This window comes from Mycobacterium sp. MUNTM1 (assembly GCF_054660795.1).
Map to the genome: position 1 here is coordinate 1 of NZ_BAAGDE010000044.1, position 20728 is coordinate 20728.

The window sequence follows — 20728 nt, forward strand, 5'->3', positions numbered from 1 at the left end:
CTTCGCCGCTACAACACTCGACGAGGCCACTCCGCATTGGGCGGACGACCACCAATCAGCCGGCTCGCCGCCTGACAACAACGTGTCAGGTCACGACAGCTAGCCGCGGGCGGAGACCGGCGTCACGATCGGGACGACGAATTCCTCGATCATCGCCCGCTCCTCGGCCTCGTCGCGGCCCGGATGCGTCAGCAGCGAGACGATCACCCGCACCGTCCAGCGGCCGCGGCGCTCGATGACGGCGGGATCGTCGGGACCCAGCGAGTGCAGGAACGCCACCGCCAGCGCCGCGATCACATCGGACTGCCCGGCCAATTCGCCACCCACCGGCGGGCGGGTGGTGGCGAACCAGGATGCCAGCGCCGGGCTCTCGCGCACCATCGCCAGTGTGACCAGGATGCTCGCCACCAGCCGTTCGCGCGGGTCCTCGATGTCGCCGGTGCGCGCGATGATCTCGCGGCCCAGCCGGTGGGTCTCGCGGTGGATGTAGGCGGTTCGCAGCGCCTCGCGATTCTCGAAATACCGGTACAGCGTGGCGCGGGAACAGCCTGCGGCCCGGGCGATTTCGTTCATGCCGATCGACTCCGAGTCGCGCTCGGTGTAGAGCTGCTCGGCGGCGTCGAGGATGCGGTCGGCGGCCGCCTCGGTCCGGTGCGTGCCCAGCCAGTCGTTGCCGGCCATCAGGATTTCACCCGGATGGGTACCGACAGCGGACGCCGGACGTAACTGCTGCCGGCCCAGACGATTCCGGATTCGTCCACGTCGAAGTCCGGACAGCGGGCCAGCAGTTCGGTCAGCGCGACGCGAGACTGCATCCGGGCGGCGGCCGCGCCCAGGCAGTGGTGCGCGCCGTGGCTGAACGTCAGGATGTTGCGGGGGCAGCGGGTCACATCGAGTTCGCCTGCGTCCGAACCGTATTGGCGCTCGTCGCGGTTGGCCGAACCGTACAGCAGCAGCACCCTGCGCCCGGCCGGGATGGTGGTCTCACCGACAGTCACGTCGCGGGTGGTGGTGCGGGCCAGTCCCTGCACCGGTGAGGTCATCCGCAGCAACTCCTCGACCGCGTCGGGAATGCGACCGGGGTCGTTCACCAGCTGCTGACGTTGGTCGGGCCGTTGGTGCAGCAACGGCGTCGAGCCGCCGAGCATGCCGGTGACGGTGTCGTTGCCGCCGGTGACCATGGTGAACGTGAACGCCAGGATCGACAGCGTGCCGGCGATGCCGCCGGCCCCGCCCTCGCTGCCGATTCCGGCAGATACCAGGTGCGAGATGGTGTCGTCCTCAGGTTCGGTCCGGCGCCGTTCGATCAGCCCGGTGAAGTAGGCCATCATCGACCCGACGGCATCGCCGACGGTTTCCAGCGCGCCGGCGACCCCGCCCTCGGCGGTGTTGGCCGCGACGATCGCCTGGGTCCAGCCGTCGAATTGCGCCCAATCCTCCTCGGGCACACCGAGATAATGGGCCACCACCATCGACGGCAGCGGCTTGAACAGCTCCGCGACGATGTCGCCGCCCCCGGCCGAGCGCAACCGCTCGATGCGCTCTACGACGAACTCCCGGACCTTGGGTTCCACCGCCTCCACCTGCCGCGGCGTGAAGCCGCGCGACACCAGCTTGCGGAACTGCGTGTGCACCGGAGGATCCTGCATCACAAACGGTGGATTATCCTGCAGCCCAATCATTTCCAGGTCGCCATAGTTGACGGTCAAGCCCTGTGCCGACGAATAGGTTTCGTGATCGCGGGCGGCGGCCCACACGTCGGCGTGCCGGGAGAGCACGTAGTAGTCGTCCTCGGGATGATTCGCCGGCACGACGTGATGCACCGGGTCGTGATCGCGCAACGCGCGGTACATCGGCCACGGGTTCGGCCAGGTGTCGGCGGTCGCCAGCTGAAACTTGACCGGCGCACCGTGAGACATAACTGCAGCCATGTCTCATTCGTACGACAGCGGCGACAATATGTCAACCGCGATGTCAACCGCGCTTCTCTCGGGTGCCACGCTGGCGTGACGCTCGGCGGCGAACGCCACGCTGGTGTGACGCTCGGTGAAAAGGGCTAGATGCCCGAGCCGGGGTTGAGGATGCCCTGCGGATCGAGCGCCTGCTTGATGCGCCGGTTGAGGTCCATCACGTCGGGTCCCAGATAGCCGGCCAGCCAGGGCCGCTTCAGTCGGCCGACGCCGTGCTCGCCGGTGATCGTGCCGCCCAACCCGACGGCCAGGTCCATGATCTCGCCGAACGCCAGGTGGGCGCGTTCGGTCATGTCGGCATCGGCGGGGTCGTAGACGATCAGCGGGTGGGTGTTGCCGTCGCCGGCGTGCGCGATCACCGAGATCATCAGGTCGCGCTCGGTGGCGATGTGCGCGATCCCGGTGACCAGCTCGCCCAGCGCCGGAAGCGGCACCCCGACGTCTTCGAGCAGTAACGATCCCTTGGCTTCGACGGCCGGGATGCAGAACCGGCGGGCGACCACGAACGCCTCGCCCTCGTCGGGATCGTCGGTCGAGAACACCTCCGTCGCAGCGTGTTCCGCGAACACCTCGGCCATGATCTCGGCGTCCTCGCTGCCGGCGCGGCCGCGCTCGTCGGACCCGGCCACCAGCATGGCGGCCGCCCCGCGGTCGAGATCCATGCGCAGGGTGTCCTCGACGGCGTTGATCGCCACCGAGTCCATGAACTCCAGCATCGAGGGACGAAGCCGCGCGGTGACGCCGAGCACCGCGTCGACCGCGTCCTCGACGGTCGCGAAGGCGGCCACCACGATGCTGGACGCGTTCTGCTTGGGCACCAGCCGCAGGGTCACCTCGGTGACGACGCCCAGCGTGCCCTCGCTGCCGACGAACAGCTTCGTCAACGACAGCCCCGCGACATCCTTGAGGCGCGGGCCGCCCAGCCGGACCGCGGTGCCGTCGGCCAGCACCACCTGCATGCCCAGCACGTAATCGGTGGTGACGCCGTACTTCACGCAGCACAGCCCGCCGGCATTGGTGGCGATATTGCCGCCGATGCTGCAGATTTCGAACGACGACGGGTCCGGCGGATACCACAGGCCGTGTTCGGCGGCCGCCTTCTTCACCTCGGCGTTGAACAGCCCCGGCTGGCACACGGCGGTCCGGGTCACCGGGTCGATGGTGATGTCGCGCATCTTCTCGGTGGACAGCACGATGCCGTTGTCCAGTGCGGTCGCCCCGCCGGACAGGCCGCTGCCGGCGCCGCGGGTCACGACCGGGACCCGGTGTGCGGCGGCCCAGCGCAGCACGGTCTGCACCTCTTCGGTGCGCCGCGGCCGCACCACGGCCAGCGGCTTGCCGGCCGACGGGTCGAACGCGCGGTCCTGGCGGTAGCCCTCGGTGACCGTCGGGTCGGTGACGACCATCCCGTCGGGCAGGTCGGCGATCAGGCTGGCCAGGGCGTCAGAGCTCACGGCCCGATACTAAGCCCGCCTTCCTGTCCCGGGTCTTGCGCGAACTCCGGCGCGCGGTCCAGTTCGTGCAGCGACGGCAGCCTGCAGGCGGCCAGGCCGATCAGCAGAATCGGCACCGCCAGCGCCAGGAACGTGATCTTCAACCCGGCCGCGTCGGTCAGCGGGCCGGCCACCAGCAAGCCCAGCGGGCCCGCCGCGTAGGTCAACCCGGTCATCACCCCGACCACTCGACCGCGCAGCCGATGCGGGGCGCGGGTCTGCATCATGAAGTTGTAGATCGGCTGGATCGGTCCGTAGACCACGCCGGTGACCGCGCACAGCACCAGGATCACCGGCAACGGCGGCAGGAACGCGAGCCCCACCGTCGCCGCCCCGAAGGTGAGGGTGGCCGTCAGCACGGCTGTGCGCCGTCGCAGGTGTTTCGACAGCACGGCATAGCCGAGCGCTCCGGCCACGCCGCCGAACCCGATCGCCATCAGCGCCCACCCCAGTTGCGCGGGCTGGTGCTGGTCGGAGAAGTACTTCGGGAACAGCACGCTTTCCATCGGCAGGTAGAGCGCGGTGACGGCCAGGTCGATCAGCCCGAGCGTCCTGAGCACCCGCGAGTTCCAGACGAAGCGCAGCCCTTCGGCGATTCCGGACATCCAGCCGGAGGGCCGTGTCTCGCGCCCGGGCTTGCCGGCGCCCGCGAGGCGCAGCGGCCCGATCGTCAGGATCGACAGCCCGAACAACCCCGCCGTCACCCACATCGTGTCGATCCCGCCGACCGTGGCGATCATCAGGCCGCCGATGCCCGGTCCGACGATGAACCCCAGGTTGAGAATCGCCTCGTAGACGCTGTTGGTGCGGGCCAGCGACCATCCCGCCCGGGCGGCCGCCTCGGGCAGCATCGACTCGCGCGCCGTCGCCCCGGCCGGGTCGAATGCCGCCGCGAACAAGGCCAGCACGGCCAGCACGGCCAGGTTGAGGGCGTCCGCGCCGAACCACCACGCGATCAGCGGCACGGCGGTCACCGCCGCCCCGGACAGCGAATCGGAGACCAGCGACACCCGGCGGCGTCCGAAGAAGTCGACCGCGGCGCCGGCGACGAGAGTGGACACGACCAACGGCAGCGTCATCGCCAGGGCCACGGCCGAGGCATCGCGCGCGCTGTTGTGGTGCTGCAACGCCAACCACGGGAACGCCACTATCGAGATGCCGCTACCCGCCGTCGCCATCAGCGTGGCGAACAGGATCAGGAACGCTGGACCGCCGCTTTTCATTGGAATATCGCCGCTGAATGTATGCCAAAGCTGTATTTGCGGCGACCGAATTCTTCGGCTCATGCAGGATGTTCATGTGCTCGCCCACCCACGCACCGGCCAGATGTTCGGCTCTCCGGTCGGGGCCGGCGCAGGATGGCCGGGCGATCCGGCCACTTTGCAGACCCCGGTGGCAACGGATGCCGCCGCCGTTGCCGAACTCGCCCAAGGCGCCGGCTCGATCCCCGAAATCGACGCGCTGGTCAGCGTCTGCCGGGCCTGCCCGCGATTGGTCGGCTGGCGCGAGGACGTCGCCGTGGTCAAGCGCCGAGCCTTTGCCGACCAACCGTATTGGGGGCGGCCGGTGCCCAGCTGGGGGTCGGTGCGGCCGCGGCTGTTGATCGTCGGCCTGGCGCCCGCCGCGCACGGCGCCAACCGGACCGGGCGGATGTTCACCGGCGACCGCTCGGGCGACCAGTTGTACGCGGCGTTGTACCGGGCCGGACTGGTGAACCAGCCGACCAGTGTCGACGCCGCGGATGGGTTGCAGACCAAGAAGATTCGCATCGTCGCGCCGGTGCGGTGTGCGCCCCCCGCCAACGCCCCGACCACCGAGGAGCGCGACGCCTGCTGGCCCTGGCTGCAGGCCGAATGGCGGTTGGTGTCCGAGGATGTCCGCGTGGTCGTGGCCCTGGGCGGGTTCGGGTGGCAGATCGCGCTGCGGCTGCCGGGCACCTTCGCGGGGCGCAAGCCCCGGTTCGGCCACGGGGTCGTTGCCGATTTGGCGCCCGGTGTGCGATTGCTCGGCTGCTACCACCCGAGCCAGCAAAACATGTTCACCGGTAGGTTGACACCAGCAATGCTCGACGACGTCTTTCGCGACGCAAAGGAACTGGCAGGGATCAAGTGACCGAGGTTCTGGTATCGGGCGCCAGCGTGGCGGGCGCGGCGACCGCGTTTTGGCTTGGGCGGCATGGTTTTTCGGTGACCGTCGTGGAGCGCCACCGGGGGCCGAGGCCGGGCGGTCAGGCGATCGACGTGCGCGGACCGGCGTTGACGGTGCTCGAGCGGATGGGCCTGCTGGGCGCCGCCCAGAAGCGCAAGACGCAAATCCAGGGGTCCTCGGTCGTCGACGGTGACGGCAACGAATTGTCGCGGGACACCGAGTCGACGCCGACCGGGGGGCCCATCGACAGTCCCAACATCGAGCTGTTGCGCGACGACTTGGTCGAATTGCTCTATGGCGCAAGCCAATGGACGGCCGAGTACCTCTTCGACGACACCATTACCGCCCTGCAGGACGACGGCGCGGCGGTCCACGTCACCTTCGAGCGGGCCGCGCCGCGCAGTTTTGATCTCGTGATCGGCGCCGACGGATTGCACTCCAATGTGCGGCGGTTGGTGTTCGGGCCGGAAGAGGATTTCATCGAGAGGCTGGGCACGCACGCGGCGATCTTCACGGTGCCCAATTTCTTGGACCTGGACTACTGGCAGATGTGGCACTACGGGGACGCCAGCATGGCGGGGGTCTACAGCGCGCGCAACAACACCGAGGCCCGAGCCATGGTCGGCTTCATGGACACCGATCTGCGGATCGACTACCGCGACACCGAGGCCCAATTGGCCGAGCTGGAGCGCCGGATGGCGGGCGACGGCTGGATTCGCCCACAGCTGCTGGAGTACATGAGGACCGCACCGGACTTCTACTTCGACGAGATGTCGCAGATCAAGATGGATCGTTGGTCGCGGGGGAGGGTGGCGCTGGTCGGTGACGCCGGGTACTGCTGTTCACCCCTGTCGGGTCAGGGCACCAGCGTCGCGCTGCTGGGCGCCTACATCCTGGCCGGCGAGCTCAAGGCGGCCTCCCAGGAGGGGACGGTCGACCACGAGACCGGCTTCGCAAACTATCACCGCGAGTTCAGCGACTACGTCAAGCGCAACCAGTGGCTGGTGGTGGACAACATTCCCGGCGGTGCGCCGATACCGCAAGAGGTGTTCGACCGGATCGTCGCCTCGATCACGCTCAAGGACTACTGAGCCCGTTCGGCGGGAACGTTTGCGGGCCCGCACGCGTTGACGCGATCGTGCGTCTTTCCGTCCTTGACCTGATCCCGGTGCGCACCGACCAGACGACCGGTGGGGCCCTGGCGGCCACCGTGCAGCTCGCGCAGGCGGCGGACCGGCTCGGTTTCACCCGCTACTGGGTCGCCGAGCACCACAACATGCCGTCGGTGGGTGCCACCAGTCCGCCGGTGGTGCTCGCCTACCTGGCCGCGCAGACCTCCCAGCTGCGGCTCGGGTCGGGCGGCGTGATGCTGCCCAATCACGCCCCGCTGGCCGTGGCCGAGCAGTTCGCGCTGCTGGAAGCCGCCGCCCCGGGCCGGATCGACCTCGGCATCGGCCGGGCGCCCGGATCGGATCCGGTGACGTCGTATGCGCTGCGCGGCGGCCGCGACGATCGCGACATCGAGAACTTCCCCGAATACCTCGACGACGTGGCGGCGCTGATGAGCGCGCGCGGTGTGCGGGTGCCGCTGCGCTCGGGTGACTACACCCTGCGGGCCACCCCGGCCGCGGCCGGTGAACCGCGGCTGTGGCTGCTGGGCTCGTCGATGTACTCGGCGCACCTGGCCGCGGCCAAGGGACTGCCCTACGTGTTCGCACATCACTTCTCCGGCAACGGAACCGAAGAGGCGCTCGAGGTGTACCGCTCGCGCTTCAAGCCCAGTGAGCTGACGGCCGAGCCGCTGACCTTTCTGACAGTGAACGCGGCGGTAGCCGAAACACGGGAAGAGGCAACGGCTTTGATGTTGCCTAACCTGCAGATGATGGCCCGGCTCCGAACCGGGCAGCCGCTGGGGCCGGTGCCGCTGGTCGAGGAGGCCGCGGTCGCCGACCTGACCGGACAGCAGCAGCGGATCGTCGAAAGCGGCTTGCAACGCGCCGTGTTGGGGGCACCGGCCGAGGCCGCCGACCAGATCCGGGCGCTGGCCGACCGGTTCGGCGTCGACGAGGTCATGGTGAACCCGGTGGCCTCGGCGCGCCGCGGTACCGATCCCGACAGCGCGCCCGCACGGGTCGCGACGCTGGAGCTACTGGCCAAGGAGCTGTTCTAGCCCTCGTTCGAACGCGCTCTAGACCTGTCGGCGTGCGGATTCGGCGCATGGCGGGCCATCCAGTCGCGCAGGTCGTCCGGTGGCAGCGGCGGGCTGTGCACGAAGCCCTGGGTGATGTTGCAGCCATACCGCCGCAGGGCGTGCAGGGTGGCCTCGTTTTCGACTCCCTCGGCGACCAGATCGGCGCCCAGGTTGGACGCCAGCGCCACCGTCGACCGCACGATGGCGACCGATCGGGCGTCGTGGGCCAGGCGCGACACGAAGATGCGGTCGAGTTTCAGCTCGTCGACCGAAACCTCTTGCAGTCGAGCCAATGACGACCAACCGGTGCCGTAATCGTCGAGCGAGATGCGGATTCCCAGGCCCTGCAGCGCGGCGACGGTGTTGCGGGATCGCACGGAATCCACCAGCGCGCTCTCGGTGATCTCGAGGATGAGCGCATCGGCGGGCAGATCGTGGTTGGCCAGAAGCCGCTCGACGGTGCCGACGAGTTCGATGTCCAGCAGGTTGGTCGTGGACAGGTTCACCGCGACGGTCAGCGGGATGCCTTCTTCGCGCCACGAGCGGACCTGCGCCAGAGCCATGGACAGCGTGCGGTTGGAGATCTTGCGCATCAGCCCGGCGCGTTCGGCGACGGACAAAAACTCCTCGGGCAGCAGTGTTCCGCGGGTGGGGTGCTGCCAGCGCAGCACCGCCTCCACACTGTGGACGCTGCCGTCGCGGCCGTCGATCTTGGGCTGGTAGTGCAGCCTCAGCTCGTCGGTATCGAACAACGCCGTGCGCAACTCCTCGATGAGGCTCGGGTCGTTGTCCCGATGAACCTCGAACGAGGAGTCGTAGACCGCGATCTTGCTGCGGGCGGATTTGGCATGCGCCATGGTGGTTTCGGCGCGGCTTAACAAGTCCTGCGGGGAGTCGCAATGGTCTGGGCAGAGCGCGATGGCGATGCGGGCGTCCACCTGCACCGTGATCGGATCCAAAGCGATTGGCTCGCTGAGCGCTTCGAGCAGCCGGCCCGCCGAGGCGCTGGCCGCGGTGAGGCTGGCCCCATCCGACAGCAACACGGCGAATTGGTCTTCGCCCACCCGTGCGAGCAGATCGTCACGACGGACGCAGCCGGCCAGCCGGTTTGCGATGTGGCAGAGCAGCTCGTCACCGAACTGCCTGCCGATCGAGTCGGTGATCTCGTGAAAATCGCTCAGGCTCAACAACAACAGCGCGCGGCGCGCGTGTGCTCGGGTCGGAATCGATCTGGCCCCCGATGGTGTCGAAACGGGCAGCCCGGTCAGGGCCGTCGCCAGTGAACGCCGGTTCGGCAGCGCCGTCAACTCGTCGATCATGGCGAGTCTGTCGTTCGTCTCCAGCAGGTTCGCGTTGCGGAAGGTCAGCGCGAACCGACCGGTCGCCACGACCAGGCTCAACGCCGCCAGCGTCGCGGCGAGTCGCGAATGATGGGCCAGGACGATCACGCCCAGCGCCACGCCGGCGGACGCCACCGGAGTGATGTAGGGCCCGTATCGGCTTCGGGGCGGTGGCGTGATCGACGACGATTTGGCCCAGCTCGCCATCGCGATGAGCAACGACGACGCGGCCCAGCACGCGTCCAGCACCGAGCCGGCCCGGTACAAGCCGGCGGACGTCTGAAAGAGATAAGCGGCGTCCGCGACCGCGAACAACACCAATCCGGCCACCAGCAGCGCCCAGCGAATTTCGTTGCGCCAACCAAGGATTGGCAGCATACCGGCGGCCAGGGCCAGCAGCACCAGATCACTCCACGGATAGGCCAACCCAATCCATACGGTCGCCGGGCTGTGTACCGCGGCCGCCCGGATCGGGCCGGCCGTCAACGCCGCGGCCACCGCCGCCAACGTCAACGAGCAGATGAACGAGTCGAGCTGGATCGGGATCGGCAGCCGCTTGAGCCGTGCCCGCATCAGCAGCACCAGCCCGGCATAGACGAAGGAGTAGTACGCCAGGTATTCCGGATCGGCCACCGAGGGGGATCGGCCGTTGGGCACCCACAGGGCATAGACGACGTCGCCCACGGCCGAGGATGCCATGCCTGCGGCGATCAGCGCCCAGGCGAACCGGTCGGCCGAAACACGGTATGCGCGAAGGGCAATCAGTCCGGCCGCCACCACGGTGAGCGCCGTATACAGCGCGGCGGCCGAGACGATGCCGAGCCCGGCGTTCGGACGTACGATGCTGGACACGGTGAAGGCGACCAATCCGGTTGCCAGCAGCGCGATTGCGGCCCGGACGTCCAGCGGCGGCCAGCGGACGTCGTCGGGAGCCTCCTCGGGCGGACTCGGTTCCGCCGTCGCGACCTCGGCGGTGGCCGGCCGGGAATCGCGCGGCGTGTCGCCGTTGCCGCCTCCGATAACGCGGGAGGCCACCGGCGATCGGTGCGCACCCGGCGCCGCCGGAAACGCATATGGCAGCGGCAGGTCGGGCATGAAGCTGCGGATGCATTGGCCGCCTTCGCGTTTGGCGGCGTACATGGCCAAGTCGGCGTGCCGCAGCAGCTGATCGACGGTGCAGTTCGCCGAGCCGGTGGCCACGGTGAATCCGATGCTCGGCCGCACCGTGATCGGAATGCCGTCGATCAGGATGGGTCCGGTGAAGGCGTCGAGGATGCGGTGCGCGGCGGCCTGAGATTCTTCGACGGAGGTTTCGATGACCGCCGCGAATTCGTCGCCACCCAGCCGGGCGATGGTTCCCGCGTCACCCAGCGCGGCGGTGAGCCGGCCGGCCACCCGGACCAGGAGTTCGTCGCCGGCCGGATGGCCCAGGGCATCGTTGACCGCTTTGAAATTGTCGAGGTCCAGGCACAACACCGCGATCGGTGTGCCGTCGGGGTGTCGGCGCGCGACGGCCAGCTCCAACCGATGCAGGAAGAGCGCCCGATTGGCCAGACCGGTCAGGTGGTCGCGGAAGGCCTCCTGCGCGACTTCGGACAGCAGATTCTGGTTCTCCACCAGGGCCACGAATTGCCGGGCCAGTACGGCCGCCACGAGTATTCCCAGCGCGCCCAGCAGCGGTTTGTGCATCGTATTGCCGGCGGCGTGCGCCCATCCCACCGCGGCCGCCGTGGTCAGCGGCAGGTACGGCAGCCACAGGCGGGTGTGCAGCTCCATCTCGTCCGGCAATGCCTGCGATGCCGGCGCGGGATGTTCGTGCCGGCTGGCCGCCGCGGCCACCGCCAACATCGCCAGCCCGGCCACCCGGGCCAGGTCGGCCACGTAGCCGGTGTGATAGCTGCCGATGCCGGTGTCGAAAACCAGCACCAGGTCGGCAAAGTTGATCGTGCCGATCCCACCGGCCAGCAGCATCCGGCTCGGCTGGTCGCCGGGGCGCGCCCGCGACATCATCAGGATCGCCGTCGTCAACAGGACGATGTCGCTGAAGACCTCCGCCAGCGTCGTCAGCCGGGCGCCGGTGTGCTCGCGCAGCTGAGTTTCGACCACGAACACCCAGGAGATGACGAACAGCGAAGTCGCCACGATCAGGCCGTCGAGCACCAGGCGCCGGAAGTTGTCGAGGCTAGAGAGCCGGGACAGCAGCACCAACGAGGCCATGGCGCCGACCGGGTACAGCAGCAGCACGATCTCGGTCGCCGCCGGGTTGGCGGCGTGGTCGAATTCGGGGCGCACGTCGTAGACCGCCCAGATGATCTCACCCGCGGCCCAGCCGAGCAGGCCCGTGACCAGCGCCAGCCAGCCGTAGCGCTGCCGTCCGACCCTGCGGCGGGCCGCTGCGCCGGCGCACACCGCCGTACTGGCAAGGCACACCGCGATGACGACCTCGTTGATCGGCCGCGTCCCGTAGGGGCCACGCGATCCCCAGAACTTCGACACCACGATCAGCAACTCGGCGACGCCGTACGCGCCGACGAGCAGCCAGCCGCTGCGCGCGGACACCCCTAACCGCCGCCACGGATTCACCGCCCAGCGTTTCAACACCGCACCAGCCGCTCCCCTGCTGTGTGGTGAGGAAATGAACGACCTCACCACGAGTTACAGGGCATTAAACCGCTGCTGACGTCCGCAAAGTGGGGCTTTTGCCAGGTTGGTGCCGGCGCGGGCCGTGAGCTGGCCGGCGGCTCAATCCGGCTGAGTTGCATCGATGCGGGCCAGCGCCGTGCGCAGAATCTGGCCGGTGGCGTCCCGGTCGGGGTCGCGGCGCAGCAACAGCCCCTTGGCCACCGACAGCTTGTCGCCATTGCGGCGGGGCAGAACGTGCAGGTGGATGTGGAAGACGGTCTGGAAAGCGGCGCTGCCGTCATTGACCGCGATGTTCGTCGCGTCGGCCAATTCGGTGCTGCGCGCGGCCCGGGCGATGCGTTGGCCCAGGGTGACCATCCCGGCCAGTGTTTCCGGCGGGGTGTCGGTGAGATCGACGGTGTGCCGTTTGGGCAGCACCAACGTGTGGCCGCGGGTGAACGGGCGGATGTCGAGGATGGCCAGGTAGTCGTCGTCTTCGTAGATCCGGATGGCCGGAGCCTCGCCGGCGACGATCGCACAGAACACGCAGGACATGTCGCCCACGGTACTGGCTGCCGCGGCGAGATACGCTGCCGCGGTGAACGATCTCGCCTTCGCCGGCGCGGCGGCACACGCGCGCATGCTGGCCAACGGTGAATTGACCGCGCCGGAGTTGCTCGAGCTCTACCTGGAGCGGATCGCGCGGCTGGACAGCCAGCTGCGGTGCTACCGGGTGGTACTCGCCGACCAAGCCCGTTACGAGGCCGCCGTGGCGCAGGAGCGCCTGGACGCGGGCGAACGGCTGCCGCTGCTCGGCGTGCCGATCGCGATCAAGGACGATGTCGACGTCGCCCGGGAGGTGACCACTTTCGGCAGCGGGGGACACCGGCCCGCCGTCACCTCCGACGCGGAGGTGGTGCGCCGGTTGCGGGCCGCGGGCGCCGTGATCATCGGCAAAACCAACGTGCCCGAGCTGATGATGCTGCCCTACACCGAGTCGATGACCTTCGGAGCCACCCGTAACCCGTGGAATCCCAATCGAACCCCCGGCGGTAGCAGCGGCGGGAGTGCCGCCGCGGTCGCCGCCGGGTTGGCTTCGCTGGCACTGGGATCCGACGGTGGCGGCTCGATCCGCATCCCGGCGACGTGGTGTGGCCTGTTCGGCCTGAAGCCGCAACGCGATCGCGTGTCGCTGGAACCGCACGACGACGCCTGGTACGGGCTGAGCGTCAACGGCCCGATCGCGCGGACGGTGATGGACGCCGCGGTGTTCCTGGACGCGACGTCGACGGTGCCCGGCCCCGAAGGGGAGTTCGCGATCGCGGCGGGACGAAGCCCCGGCCGGTTGCGAATCGCGTTGAGCACCAAGGTCCCAACCCCGCTCCCGGTCAGGGTCGGCAGGGCGGAGCTGGCGGCGGTCGACCAGGCGGGAGCGTTGCTTCGCGACCTCGGCCATGACGTCATCGCGGCCGACCCCGAATATCCCGCCTCGGCGATACTCACGAACTACCTGCCCCGCTATTTGCGCGGCATCTGCGACGACGCGGACGCCCTGGCCCACCCGGAACGCCTGGAAACGCGCACCCGCAACATGGCCCGCCTGGGGTCGTTCTTCTCCGACCGGCGGATGCAGGCCATCCGGGCCAACGAGGGTGCGGTGATTTCGCGGATCCAGGCGATCTTCGACGACGTCGACGTCGTCGTCACCCCCGGCACCGCAACGGGACCGTCGCGTATCGGCGCGTATCAACGCCGCGGCGCCGTGTCCACGCTGCTGCGGGTCGGTCAATACGTTCCCTACCAACAGGTCTGGAACCTGACCGGTCAGCCCGCGGCGGTGGTTCCCTGGGACTTCGACGGGGACCGCTTGCCGATGTCGATCCAACTCGTCGGCAGGCCCTATGACGAAGCGACCCTGCTGTCGCTCTCGGCGCAGATCGAAGCCGCCCGGCCGTGGGCCCTGCGGCGGCCGCCGGTCTCCTAAGCAAAATCCAGCAGCGCAGCCCAGGCCGCGAGCTTGGCGCCCGGGCGCACCGCATGGGCCGGGCTGGTCGACGGCAATCGTTGATACCGCATCCGCTCGGGCGCCGACGCAAGCCGGCGGAACAGGTCGGCGGCCTTGGCGCCGTTGAAGTACACCGCCGTGATGGTGGGGTGGCGCTCGAATAACTCACCAAAATCGTTGACCGACAGACTATTCGGCTCAATCGCCGAATCGGAGCTACCGACCCGGCGGCATGCCTGCAGCACGTCCCAGAGGGCGACGCCGTGGGACCGCAGTGCCGCGAGCCGTCCGTCGTACGGCGCGGCCGCGTCGAAGCCGAACAGCTCACCGGTGATCGACCAGAACGCGTTGCGCGGATTGGCGTAGTACTGGCCGACGGCCAGCGACCGTGCGCTGGGAAACGAGCCGAGGATCAGCGTCCTGGCGCGCTCATCGACGACGGGCGGGAATCCGCGCAGCAGCGGTGTGCTCATCACCTCACATCATGGCTTGCCCGCGTTGTACGTTGGCGACGTGCAGGACGGGGCCGACCACGACATCGACGATCTGCTCGAGGGGCTCGAGGGGAGCGCGCGCACGGAGCGCGCCGAGCTGGTGAGGTGGCTGCTCGAGCAGGGCGTCACCGCCGAGGAGATCCGCACCACCAATCCGCCCTTACTGCTGGCCACCCGCCACCTCATCGGCGACGACGGCAGCTACGTCTCCACCCGCGAGATCAGCGAGGCCTACGGCATCGATCTGGGGCTGCTGCAGCAGGTGCAGCGCGCGATCGGTCTGGTCCGCGTGGACGACCCCGACGCGGTCGTGCACATGCGCGCCGACGGCGAAGCGGCCGCCTTCACGCAGCGGTTCGTGGAGCTGGGACTCGATCCCGAACAGCTGGTCCTGGTGGTGCGGGTGCTCGCCGAGGGGCTGTCGCGGGCCGCCGAGGTGATGCGCTACACGGCCCTTTCGGCGATCATGCGCCCGGGCGCCACCGAGCTCGAAATCGCCCAGGCGTCAAAGGCTTTGGTGAGCCAGATCGCACCCATGCTCGGCCCGATGATCGAGAACATGTTGTTCATGCAGCTGCGTCACATGATGGAGACCGAGGCGATCAACGCCGCGGAGCGGGCCGCCGGCAAGCCGCTCCCGGGAGCGCGCCAGATCACCGTTGCCTTCGCGGACCTGGTCGGGTTCACCAAGATCGGCGAGGCGGTGTCACCGGAGGAGCTGGGCCACCTGGCCAACCGGCTGGCCATCCTCGCCCGGGACATGACCGTGCCCCCGGTGCGATTCATCAAGACCATCGGGGATGCGGTGATGTTCGTCTGCCCCGATCCGCTGCCGTTGCTCGACGTCCTCGTCAAACTCGTCGAGGTCGTCGACACCGACAACGACTTTCCCCGGTTGCGGGCGGGGGTGGCGTCCGGGATGGCGGTGAGCCGAGCCGGTGATTGGTTCGGCAGCCCGGTCAACGTGGCAAGCCGTGTCACCAATGTGGCTCGCCCGGGCACGGTCCTGGTTGCGGATTCGGTCTGGGACGTCATCGGCGACCGCGGTGAGTTCTCCGGATCGTTCGCCGGTGCACGTCGTCTCAAGGGCATCAAGAGCGAGGTGAAGCTCTTTCGCGTTCGGCGCGGCGACGGCGGCTGACGGCCACGCGGCCCGGGAGAAGAAGGCCCGGCACATGGGCAGGCCCGGCGCGACTCCAGGGGGCGTCTGACTCCGTCTTATGCGTGTCCTACGCGGCCGGATTCCTACCCCGTGTTCCGGCACTTCGAATTGGTCGCTTCCGGGCCTGCTTCGCTAACAAAAATACGCCGACGAACTGCCCAGATCAACGGGTTTTCCCGGTTGGCCGGGTTCCTCGACCGCCCGCGGCACCGAGGCCGGGACGGCGGAAGTTTGCCCCGCGCCGGTCGGCCGTTTCGCTGCCGGTGAAAGAGCATTCCTTTACATGTACAACGGTGTAATCATGTAATCATGAAAGCGCATCACACACACGGGCGGCGTTACGGCCGCCCCGGGGGCTGGCAGCAGGCCCAGCAACCCGACGCCAGCGACGCCGCGGAATGGTTCGCGGGTCGCCTTCCGGAGAACTGGTTCGACGGCGACCCGACGGTGGTCGTCGACCGCGAAGAGATCACCGTGATCGGCAAGCTTCCGGACGCGGACGGCGAAGCCAGCGAGGCCCGCGCGGCCGGGCGGGCCTCGCGATTCCGCGAAGACACCCGCTCGGAGCGGATGCACATCGCCGACGAAGCGCAGGATCGCTACGGACGCAAGGTGTCCTGGGGTGTCGAGGTCGGCTCCGCGGCGGGCACCGAGCGAATCCTGTTCACCCACATCGCCGTACCGGTCATGACGCGACTGAAGCAACCGGAACGTCAGGTGCTGGATACGTTGGTCGATGCCGGGGTCGCCCGTTCCCGCGCGGACGCGCTGGCGTGGTCGGTGAAGCTGGTCGGCGAACACGCCGAGGAGTGGCTGGCCAAGTTACGGGGCGCGATGTCGGCGGTGGACGACCTGCGCGCGCAGGGCCCCGATCTTCAGTCGTGACAAGGCCTTAACGGTTCGGGCCTTAACGGTTCGGCCGGTCAGCCTTCCGGCTTGTCGCCGTCGATCTTTGCGACGATCTTGTCGGCGATCTGGCCACCCTGATCGCTGATGTGGTACCCGCACGCGTTGATGTCGACGACCACGTTGTTGGCCACGCTGAGCGCGCGTTGGCATTCCCAGCCGTCGGCGCCTTCCTGGGTGTCCATCATCGTGACCTTCGGCGGGCTGCCCTGAAGCTGGGCGAACGTCCACCGATAGGTCTTGCTCTTGTTGGTGACGGTCACCGTCTTGCCGGCGCAGCCCTTCCACTTCTCCGCGGAGGCCTGCACGAAGCTCTTGGCCCTGTCGGCGGACGGGAAGAGCACGACGGCCTGGTTGACCCAGTGGTCGTAATTGTCGCCGGCCTCCGAGGACACCAGTCCGCTGACCGCCGAGTAGCCGCTGCCGGCGTAGACCGGATCCTGGGTGGTGTAGAGCGCGCCCTGGCAATCCGGCGCGGACACCGTCACCGAGGAGCTGTCCGTCGACGTGATCGGTTTGCCCGGCTGCATCGACGACGAGCCCATCACTGCGTTGATGTCGGCCGGACCGAGCAGCAGACCGCTGAGGCGTTCGGGTCCCAGCGGGGCGGCCTGCGGTGGTTCCGGCTTGGGTCGCACGACCAGCCAGATGCCCACCCCGCTCGCGATGAGAACGAGCACTACGGCGACCGCGGCGATGATGGGCCAGATGTTGCGGTGCGGCTTGGGCGGAGGCTGACCCCAGGGTGATGAACTGGTGAACTGTGGCGGGCCGCCCCAGTTCGCGTTGCCACCTTGGTAATACGGCGGCGCCGGCTGGCCGGCCGCCGGGATCGGACCGCTGGTGGGGGTCCACGCGTGAGCGCCCTGCGCCGGTATCGGGCCGGAACTGGGGGCCGCCGGCGGGTCGAATGGCGACGGCGGCGGGGTGTTGAACGTGGGCTGGTACGCCGGCGGAGGCGCTGGAGCGGGGTGGGCCTGAGCGCCGGGGTGATCGACGGTGGGCAGTGCGGCTTCCTGGCTGCGGCGCAAGATGGTGGCGGCGCGGTCCTGGTCGGGGTTGCTGAGCGCCTGCTTGGCGGCCAGGGCGAGGTCGCCCGCGCTGGCGTAGCGGTCTTCGGGCTTTTTGGCCATGCCGCGGGCGATCACCGCGTCGAAGGCCCTGGGGACGCCCGGGCGCTGCTCGCTGGGCGCGGGGATGGGATCCATCATGTGCGCGGAGACCAGCACGCCGGCGCTGTCGGCGCGATAGGGCGGGGATCCGGTCAAGCACTCGAACAGCACGCAGGCCAGCGCGTAGATGTCGGCGCGATAGGTGACCTCCGCATCGGAAAACCGTTCTGGCGCCATGTATTTCCACGTGCCGACCGCGGTCCCGAGCTGGGTGAGTTTCTCGTCGGTGGTGGCGCTGGCGATGCCGAAGTCGACCAGGTAGGCGAAGTCGTCACGGGTGATGAGAATGTTCTGCGGTTTGATGTCGCGGTGCATCACCCCGGCGGCGTGGGCGGCGTCGAGCGCGGACGCGATCTGGGTGATGATGGCGACCGCGCGGGGTGGGGTCAGCGGGCCGAAACGCTTGAGCACGCTGTCCAGGTCGGTGCCCTCGACCAGGCGCATCTCCAGAAACATCTGGCCGTCGATTTCGCCGTAGTCGTGCACCGGCACCACATGCGGTTCCTGCAGACGACCGGCGGTGCGGGCTTCGCGTTTCAACCGTTCGCGAAACACCGGATCCCGGCTGAAGCTTTCGGAGAGGAGTTTGACCGCGACCGTCCACTCCTTGACGGTGTGTTCGGCCTCGTAGACCTCACCCATCCCGCCGCGGCCCAGCAACCGCTTCAGGTGGTAGGGGCCGAACATCGACCCCGCCCGTGAGGACTGCTCGTCACTCATTCCTCATCCTTCCAACCCAACCCCTAGCCTGCCCGTCTCGTTCAAGACTTTGTTGACGGACACACGACTGCAACCCGTGACTGAGCAATCATGACGGTAAGCGCGCAGGCGTCCCACCGCACGATAACGGGAACAATTGCGGCGCCTGTCAGCACGGGGTCGGCTCGCCGAGGTCTAACCCTCGTCGTCGTTGCCGGCGGCGATCTGGAAGGTGAATTCGTGGTCGCAGATCCGGACGCGGTCGCCGTCCTGCAAGGTGGCGGCAGAGCGGATGCGTTGGCCCTGCACGTGCACTCCGTTCGAGGACCGTAGGTCGTCGATGATGTAACCGGTTCCGGTGTCGACGATGACGGCATGGTGGCGACTGACTTTGGGGGAGTCGAGGACGATGTCGTTGTCGGTAAGCCGCCCAATCGTTGTCGAGCCTTGCAGCGGATAGCTGCGCCCGGTCACCTCGTGCAGATAGGCGGCCACCTTCTTGTCGGACGGGTACTGCTCGAGCACGGTGATCGCGACCGCCGCGGTCGTCATCGCGTTCTTCTTGGCGTCCAGCGGTTCTTGGCGCAGGATGCGGTCATTGAGGGCGCGAAGGTTCTGCCCCGGGTCGATTCCGAGGTCATCGGCGAGCGATTTTTGCACGCGGCGGTAGGCCGCCAGCGCGTCCGACTGGCGGTCGGTGAGGTAGTAGGCGGTCATCAACTGCGCCCACAGCTGCTCGCGGTAAGGGTGTTCGGCCGTCAGCGCTTCCAGCTCGCTGATCACGGTAAACGCACGTCCGCAGGCGATTTCGGACTCGGCCTGCGCTGTGTGGGCCAGGATCTTCTCCTCGACGAGAGACGTGGCGAAGGCGTTGACGAACCGGAAGTCCACCAGGTCCTCCAGCACCGGGCCGCGCCATTCGGCCAGGGCCGCGGACAGGTGCTGGCTGGCCTGTTCGAAGCGACCCGCCGCCGCCGCGTGCACGCCGGCGGTCTTTTCGGAAATGAACCGGCCGAGATCGCAACTGTCATCGGGGATGTTGAGCCGATACCCCGGCGGCGCCGCGACCAGTACCGTGCGTGGGTCCACGCCGGCGCCGGTGAGCAGCTTGCGCAGGTTGGACACGTAGGAGTGAATGCTGGCCCGCGCCCCCGACGGCGGCGACTCGTCCCACAGCGCGGTGATGAGCCGGTCGACGCTGACCGGGCCGTTGCGGTTCATCAGGAGCAGGCCCAGCACCGCCCGCTGTTTGGGCGTGCCGAGCGGCACCAGGGCACCGTCAACGCTCATCTCCAACGGCCCGAGCAGACCGAATTCGAGACGTTTGTCCGCCATCGCGCCTACCAGCCTTTCCGCGTCCGCGGCGTCGGATGCCATGAGGTCACAGTTGTGATTGTGACGCCAACGGGGCGGATTCGTTGACGATCTCGCCAAACCGTCGAGCTCCGGCGGCATGTCGTCGAACACGCTAGGGCACGGCCCTGGACCACCGGGTAACTGAAATGCGTTCGTACCCAGTGCGATAGTAGATGCCCCGCACGAATTGGATTGCATCGTCGGGAAATACCCAGCTCGCGGCGCGCAAGCCCGGAGGCGTTGCGCGCCGCGTGCGGCGAATCGCCGTCGGTCTAGGTGGTGACGACCATCAACTCGTTGCTGGTGTCCCACGACTCGACGAAGAGCTGGACGGGTATCTGCTCGTTACGGCCCTCCGGGGTGCCGCTGTCGTTGAGGTGAACCATGCCGGCGACGGTGTCCACACCGGTCACCACCACGGCGTGGTTGGATTCGGCGCGGCCGTTCTTGTCTTTCTGTTCGACGGGCTGATGCCAGATGAGTTCGGCGTTGAGGCTGACGATCACCTTGTGACCGGCGGCCAGTGCTCGCTCGAGCCCCACCATTCCCGACGGGGCGCCGGTCTGCGCGGCGTCGTCCCTGTCGCCGGCGACGGCGCCGATCTTGTACTGCGCCAGCAATTCGGGGATGTCCGTGGTGTTTGCTCCCGGACCCGACTCCGGGTTGCTGCCGGCGGCGGGCTTGGTGTAGATCGGGCCGGGGTGGGCGACGCTGGGCGTCGACTGGGCCTTCTCGATGATGTCGTGCTCCGACGGCTGCATGCCGGTGATCTCGCCGATCACGTCGGCGCTCGACATGAGCACGCAGTCGTCGTACTGCTGCTGGCGCCAGAACTGGGCGGCGGCGATCGGGTCGCCGTAGGTGAGCTGGGAAGCCGCGGCGCCGGCCGGGGCCGCCAGGCCGAGCGCGACCGCGGCGGCGGCCACCGCGAAGGTGAGGGTCTTGGCGATGTTGGCGGTCTTCACGGTGGGCCTCTTCTCGTGTCTCGCGGGTCTGTTGAGAAGAGCTTCGGATGTCCGACTTTTTGACTTCTTGACGAATTCTTGGAGCCGCCTGGGGCGATTGGCCCCAGGCGCCGGTTGGGGTTTATGGTTTAACCGTATAAACCCAAGTTGGTTTTTTTGGGGGGTGGGGGGGGGTACGGGGTAATTTGGGGTAGATTTGTTTGTT

Annotated in this window: 16 protein-coding genes; 6 read left to right on the plus strand and 10 right to left on the minus strand. The window is 68.3% G+C overall.

The features are described from left to right. Positions 1-99: 99 nt before the first annotated feature. The 4 genes from ACYQ8K_RS21720 to tap all read right to left on the minus strand — a co-directional run bounded on the left by ACYQ8K_RS21720 (position 100) and on the right by tap (position 4686). Positions 100-681, minus strand: coding sequence for a TetR/AcrR family transcriptional regulator (locus tag ACYQ8K_RS21720; RefSeq protein ID WP_459972260.1), 582 nt, complete (start codon positions 679-681; stop codon positions 100-102). Beyond that, on the minus strand, positions 681-1931 hold the full coding sequence (locus ACYQ8K_RS21725; protein ID WP_459972262.1) for a cytochrome P450: 1251 nt from the start codon (positions 1929-1931) through the stop codon (positions 681-683). The genes ACYQ8K_RS21720 and ACYQ8K_RS21725 overlap by 1 nt, the downstream gene beginning before the upstream one ends. A 125-nt stretch (positions 1932-2056) precedes the next feature. Next, positions 2057-3424: an FAD-binding oxidoreductase gene (locus ACYQ8K_RS21730; protein WP_459972264.1), complete on the minus strand. Its 1368-nt coding sequence runs from the start codon at positions 3422-3424 to the stop codon at positions 2057-2059. Next, a complete protein-coding gene (tap, locus tag ACYQ8K_RS21735) occupies positions 3421-4686 on the minus strand; it encodes a multidrug efflux MFS transporter Tap (protein ID WP_459972266.1) in 1266 nt (421 codons plus the stop codon). The genes ACYQ8K_RS21730 and tap overlap by 4 nt, the downstream gene beginning before the upstream one ends. A 61-nt stretch (positions 4687-4747) precedes the next feature. Between tap and ACYQ8K_RS21740 the strand changes: the two genes are divergently transcribed. The 3 genes from ACYQ8K_RS21740 to ACYQ8K_RS21750 are packed head-to-tail and all read left to right on the plus strand — an operon-like array spanning position 4748 to position 7781. Further along, positions 4748-5575 carry a uracil-DNA glycosylase gene (locus tag ACYQ8K_RS21740; RefSeq protein ID WP_459972268.1) on the plus strand — a complete coding sequence of 276 codons (828 nt, stop codon included), beginning with the start codon at positions 4748-4750 and terminating at the stop codon, positions 5573-5575. Then, positions 5572-6702: an FAD-binding protein gene (locus tag ACYQ8K_RS21745; protein ID WP_459972270.1), complete on the plus strand. Its 1131-nt coding sequence runs from the start codon at positions 5572-5574 to the stop codon at positions 6700-6702. The genes ACYQ8K_RS21740 and ACYQ8K_RS21745 overlap by 4 nt, the downstream gene beginning before the upstream one ends. Positions 6703-6749: 47 nt before the next feature. Beyond that, positions 6750-7781 (plus strand): LLM class flavin-dependent oxidoreductase, encoded by a 1032-nt coding sequence (locus ACYQ8K_RS21750; protein WP_459972272.1) that lies wholly within the window; start codon positions 6750-6752, stop codon positions 7779-7781. Here the strand turns inward: ACYQ8K_RS21750 and ACYQ8K_RS21755 are convergent. After that, positions 7778-11725, minus strand: a complete 3948-nt coding sequence (locus tag ACYQ8K_RS21755; RefSeq protein WP_459972335.1) for a diguanylate cyclase domain-containing protein — start codon at positions 11723-11725, stop codon at positions 7778-7780. The two genes, ACYQ8K_RS21750 and ACYQ8K_RS21755, sit on opposite strands and share 4 nt — an antisense overlap. A 159-nt stretch (positions 11726-11884) precedes the next feature. Continuing rightward, a complete protein-coding gene (locus tag ACYQ8K_RS21760) occupies positions 11885-12319 on the minus strand; it encodes an HIT family protein (protein WP_459972274.1) in 435 nt (144 codons plus the stop codon). Here ACYQ8K_RS21760 and ACYQ8K_RS21765 point away from each other — a divergent pair. Next, the gene (locus ACYQ8K_RS21765; protein ID WP_459972276.1) at positions 12318-13748 is read left to right on the plus strand and encodes an amidase; all 1431 of its coding nucleotides are present in this window, start codon (positions 12318-12320) and stop codon (positions 13746-13748) included. The two genes, ACYQ8K_RS21760 and ACYQ8K_RS21765, sit on opposite strands and share 2 nt — an antisense overlap. Here the strand turns inward: ACYQ8K_RS21765 and ACYQ8K_RS21770 are convergent. Then, positions 13745-14242 (minus strand): DNA-deoxyinosine glycosylase, encoded by a 498-nt coding sequence (locus tag ACYQ8K_RS21770; RefSeq protein WP_459972278.1) that lies wholly within the window; start codon positions 14240-14242, stop codon positions 13745-13747. The genes ACYQ8K_RS21765 and ACYQ8K_RS21770 overlap by 4 nt on opposite strands. Before the next feature lie 40 nt (positions 14243-14282). Between ACYQ8K_RS21770 and ACYQ8K_RS21775 the strand changes: the two genes are divergently transcribed. Both ACYQ8K_RS21775 and ACYQ8K_RS21780 read left to right on the plus strand, forming a co-directional pair. Beyond that, positions 14283-15404, plus strand: a complete 1122-nt coding sequence (locus ACYQ8K_RS21775) for an adenylate cyclase regulatory domain-containing protein (protein ID WP_459972280.1) — start codon at positions 14283-14285, stop codon at positions 15402-15404. Between the two features lie 330 nt (positions 15405-15734). Next, a complete protein-coding gene (locus ACYQ8K_RS21780; protein ID WP_459972282.1) occupies positions 15735-16310 on the plus strand; it encodes a hypothetical protein in 576 nt (191 codons plus the stop codon). Between the two features lie 38 nt (positions 16311-16348). Here the strand turns inward: ACYQ8K_RS21780 and ACYQ8K_RS21785 are convergent, their stop codons facing one another. From ACYQ8K_RS21785 to ACYQ8K_RS21795, 3 genes are all read right to left on the minus strand, one after another. Continuing rightward, complete coding sequence (locus ACYQ8K_RS21785) at positions 16349-18223, minus strand: serine/threonine-protein kinase PknH/PknJ (RefSeq protein WP_459972283.1); 1875 nt, start codon at positions 18221-18223, stop codon at positions 16349-16351. Between the two features lie 174 nt (positions 18224-18397). Further along, positions 18398-19579, minus strand: coding sequence for a BTAD domain-containing putative transcriptional regulator (locus tag ACYQ8K_RS21790; protein WP_459972285.1), 1182 nt, complete (start codon positions 19577-19579; stop codon positions 18398-18400). A 251-nt stretch (positions 19580-19830) separates the two neighbouring features. After that, positions 19831-20523 (minus strand): cysteine peptidase family C39 domain-containing protein, encoded by a 693-nt coding sequence (locus tag ACYQ8K_RS21795; protein ID WP_459972287.1) that lies wholly within the window; start codon positions 20521-20523, stop codon positions 19831-19833. Between the last annotated feature and the right edge of the window lie 205 nt (positions 20524-20728).

Coding starts and splice junctions, on each gene's coding strand:
- ACYQ8K_RS21790 (WP_459972285.1), bottom strand. CDS start 19,579: ATGGCATCCGACGCCGCGGACGCGGAAAGGCTGGTAGGCGCGATGGCG.
- ACYQ8K_RS21725 (WP_459972262.1), bottom strand. CDS start 1,931: ATGGCTGCAGTTATGTCTCACGGTGCGCCGGTCAAGTTTCAGCTGGCG.
- ACYQ8K_RS21720 (WP_459972260.1), bottom strand. CDS start 681: ATGGCCGGCAACGACTGGCTGGGCACGCACCGGACCGAGGCGGCCGCC.
- ACYQ8K_RS21780 (WP_459972282.1), top strand. CDS start 15,735: ATGAAAGCGCATCACACACACGGGCGGCGTTACGGCCGCCCCGGGGGC.
- ACYQ8K_RS21765 (WP_459972276.1), top strand. CDS start 12,318: ATGTCGCCCACGGTACTGGCTGCCGCGGCGAGATACGCTGCCGCGGTG.
- ACYQ8K_RS21770 (WP_459972278.1), bottom strand. CDS start 14,242: ATGAGCACACCGCTGCTGCGCGGATTCCCGCCCGTCGTCGATGAGCGC.
- tap (WP_459972266.1), bottom strand. CDS start 4,686: ATGAAAAGCGGCGGTCCAGCGTTCCTGATCCTGTTCGCCACGCTGATG.
- ACYQ8K_RS21740 (WP_459972268.1), top strand. CDS start 4,748: ATGCAGGATGTTCATGTGCTCGCCCACCCACGCACCGGCCAGATGTTC.
- ACYQ8K_RS21760 (WP_459972274.1), bottom strand. CDS start 12,319: ATGTCCTGCGTGTTCTGTGCGATCGTCGCCGGCGAGGCTCCGGCCATC.
- ACYQ8K_RS21785 (WP_459972283.1), bottom strand. CDS start 18,223: ATGAGTGACGAGCAGTCCTCACGGGCGGGGTCGATGTTCGGCCCCTAC.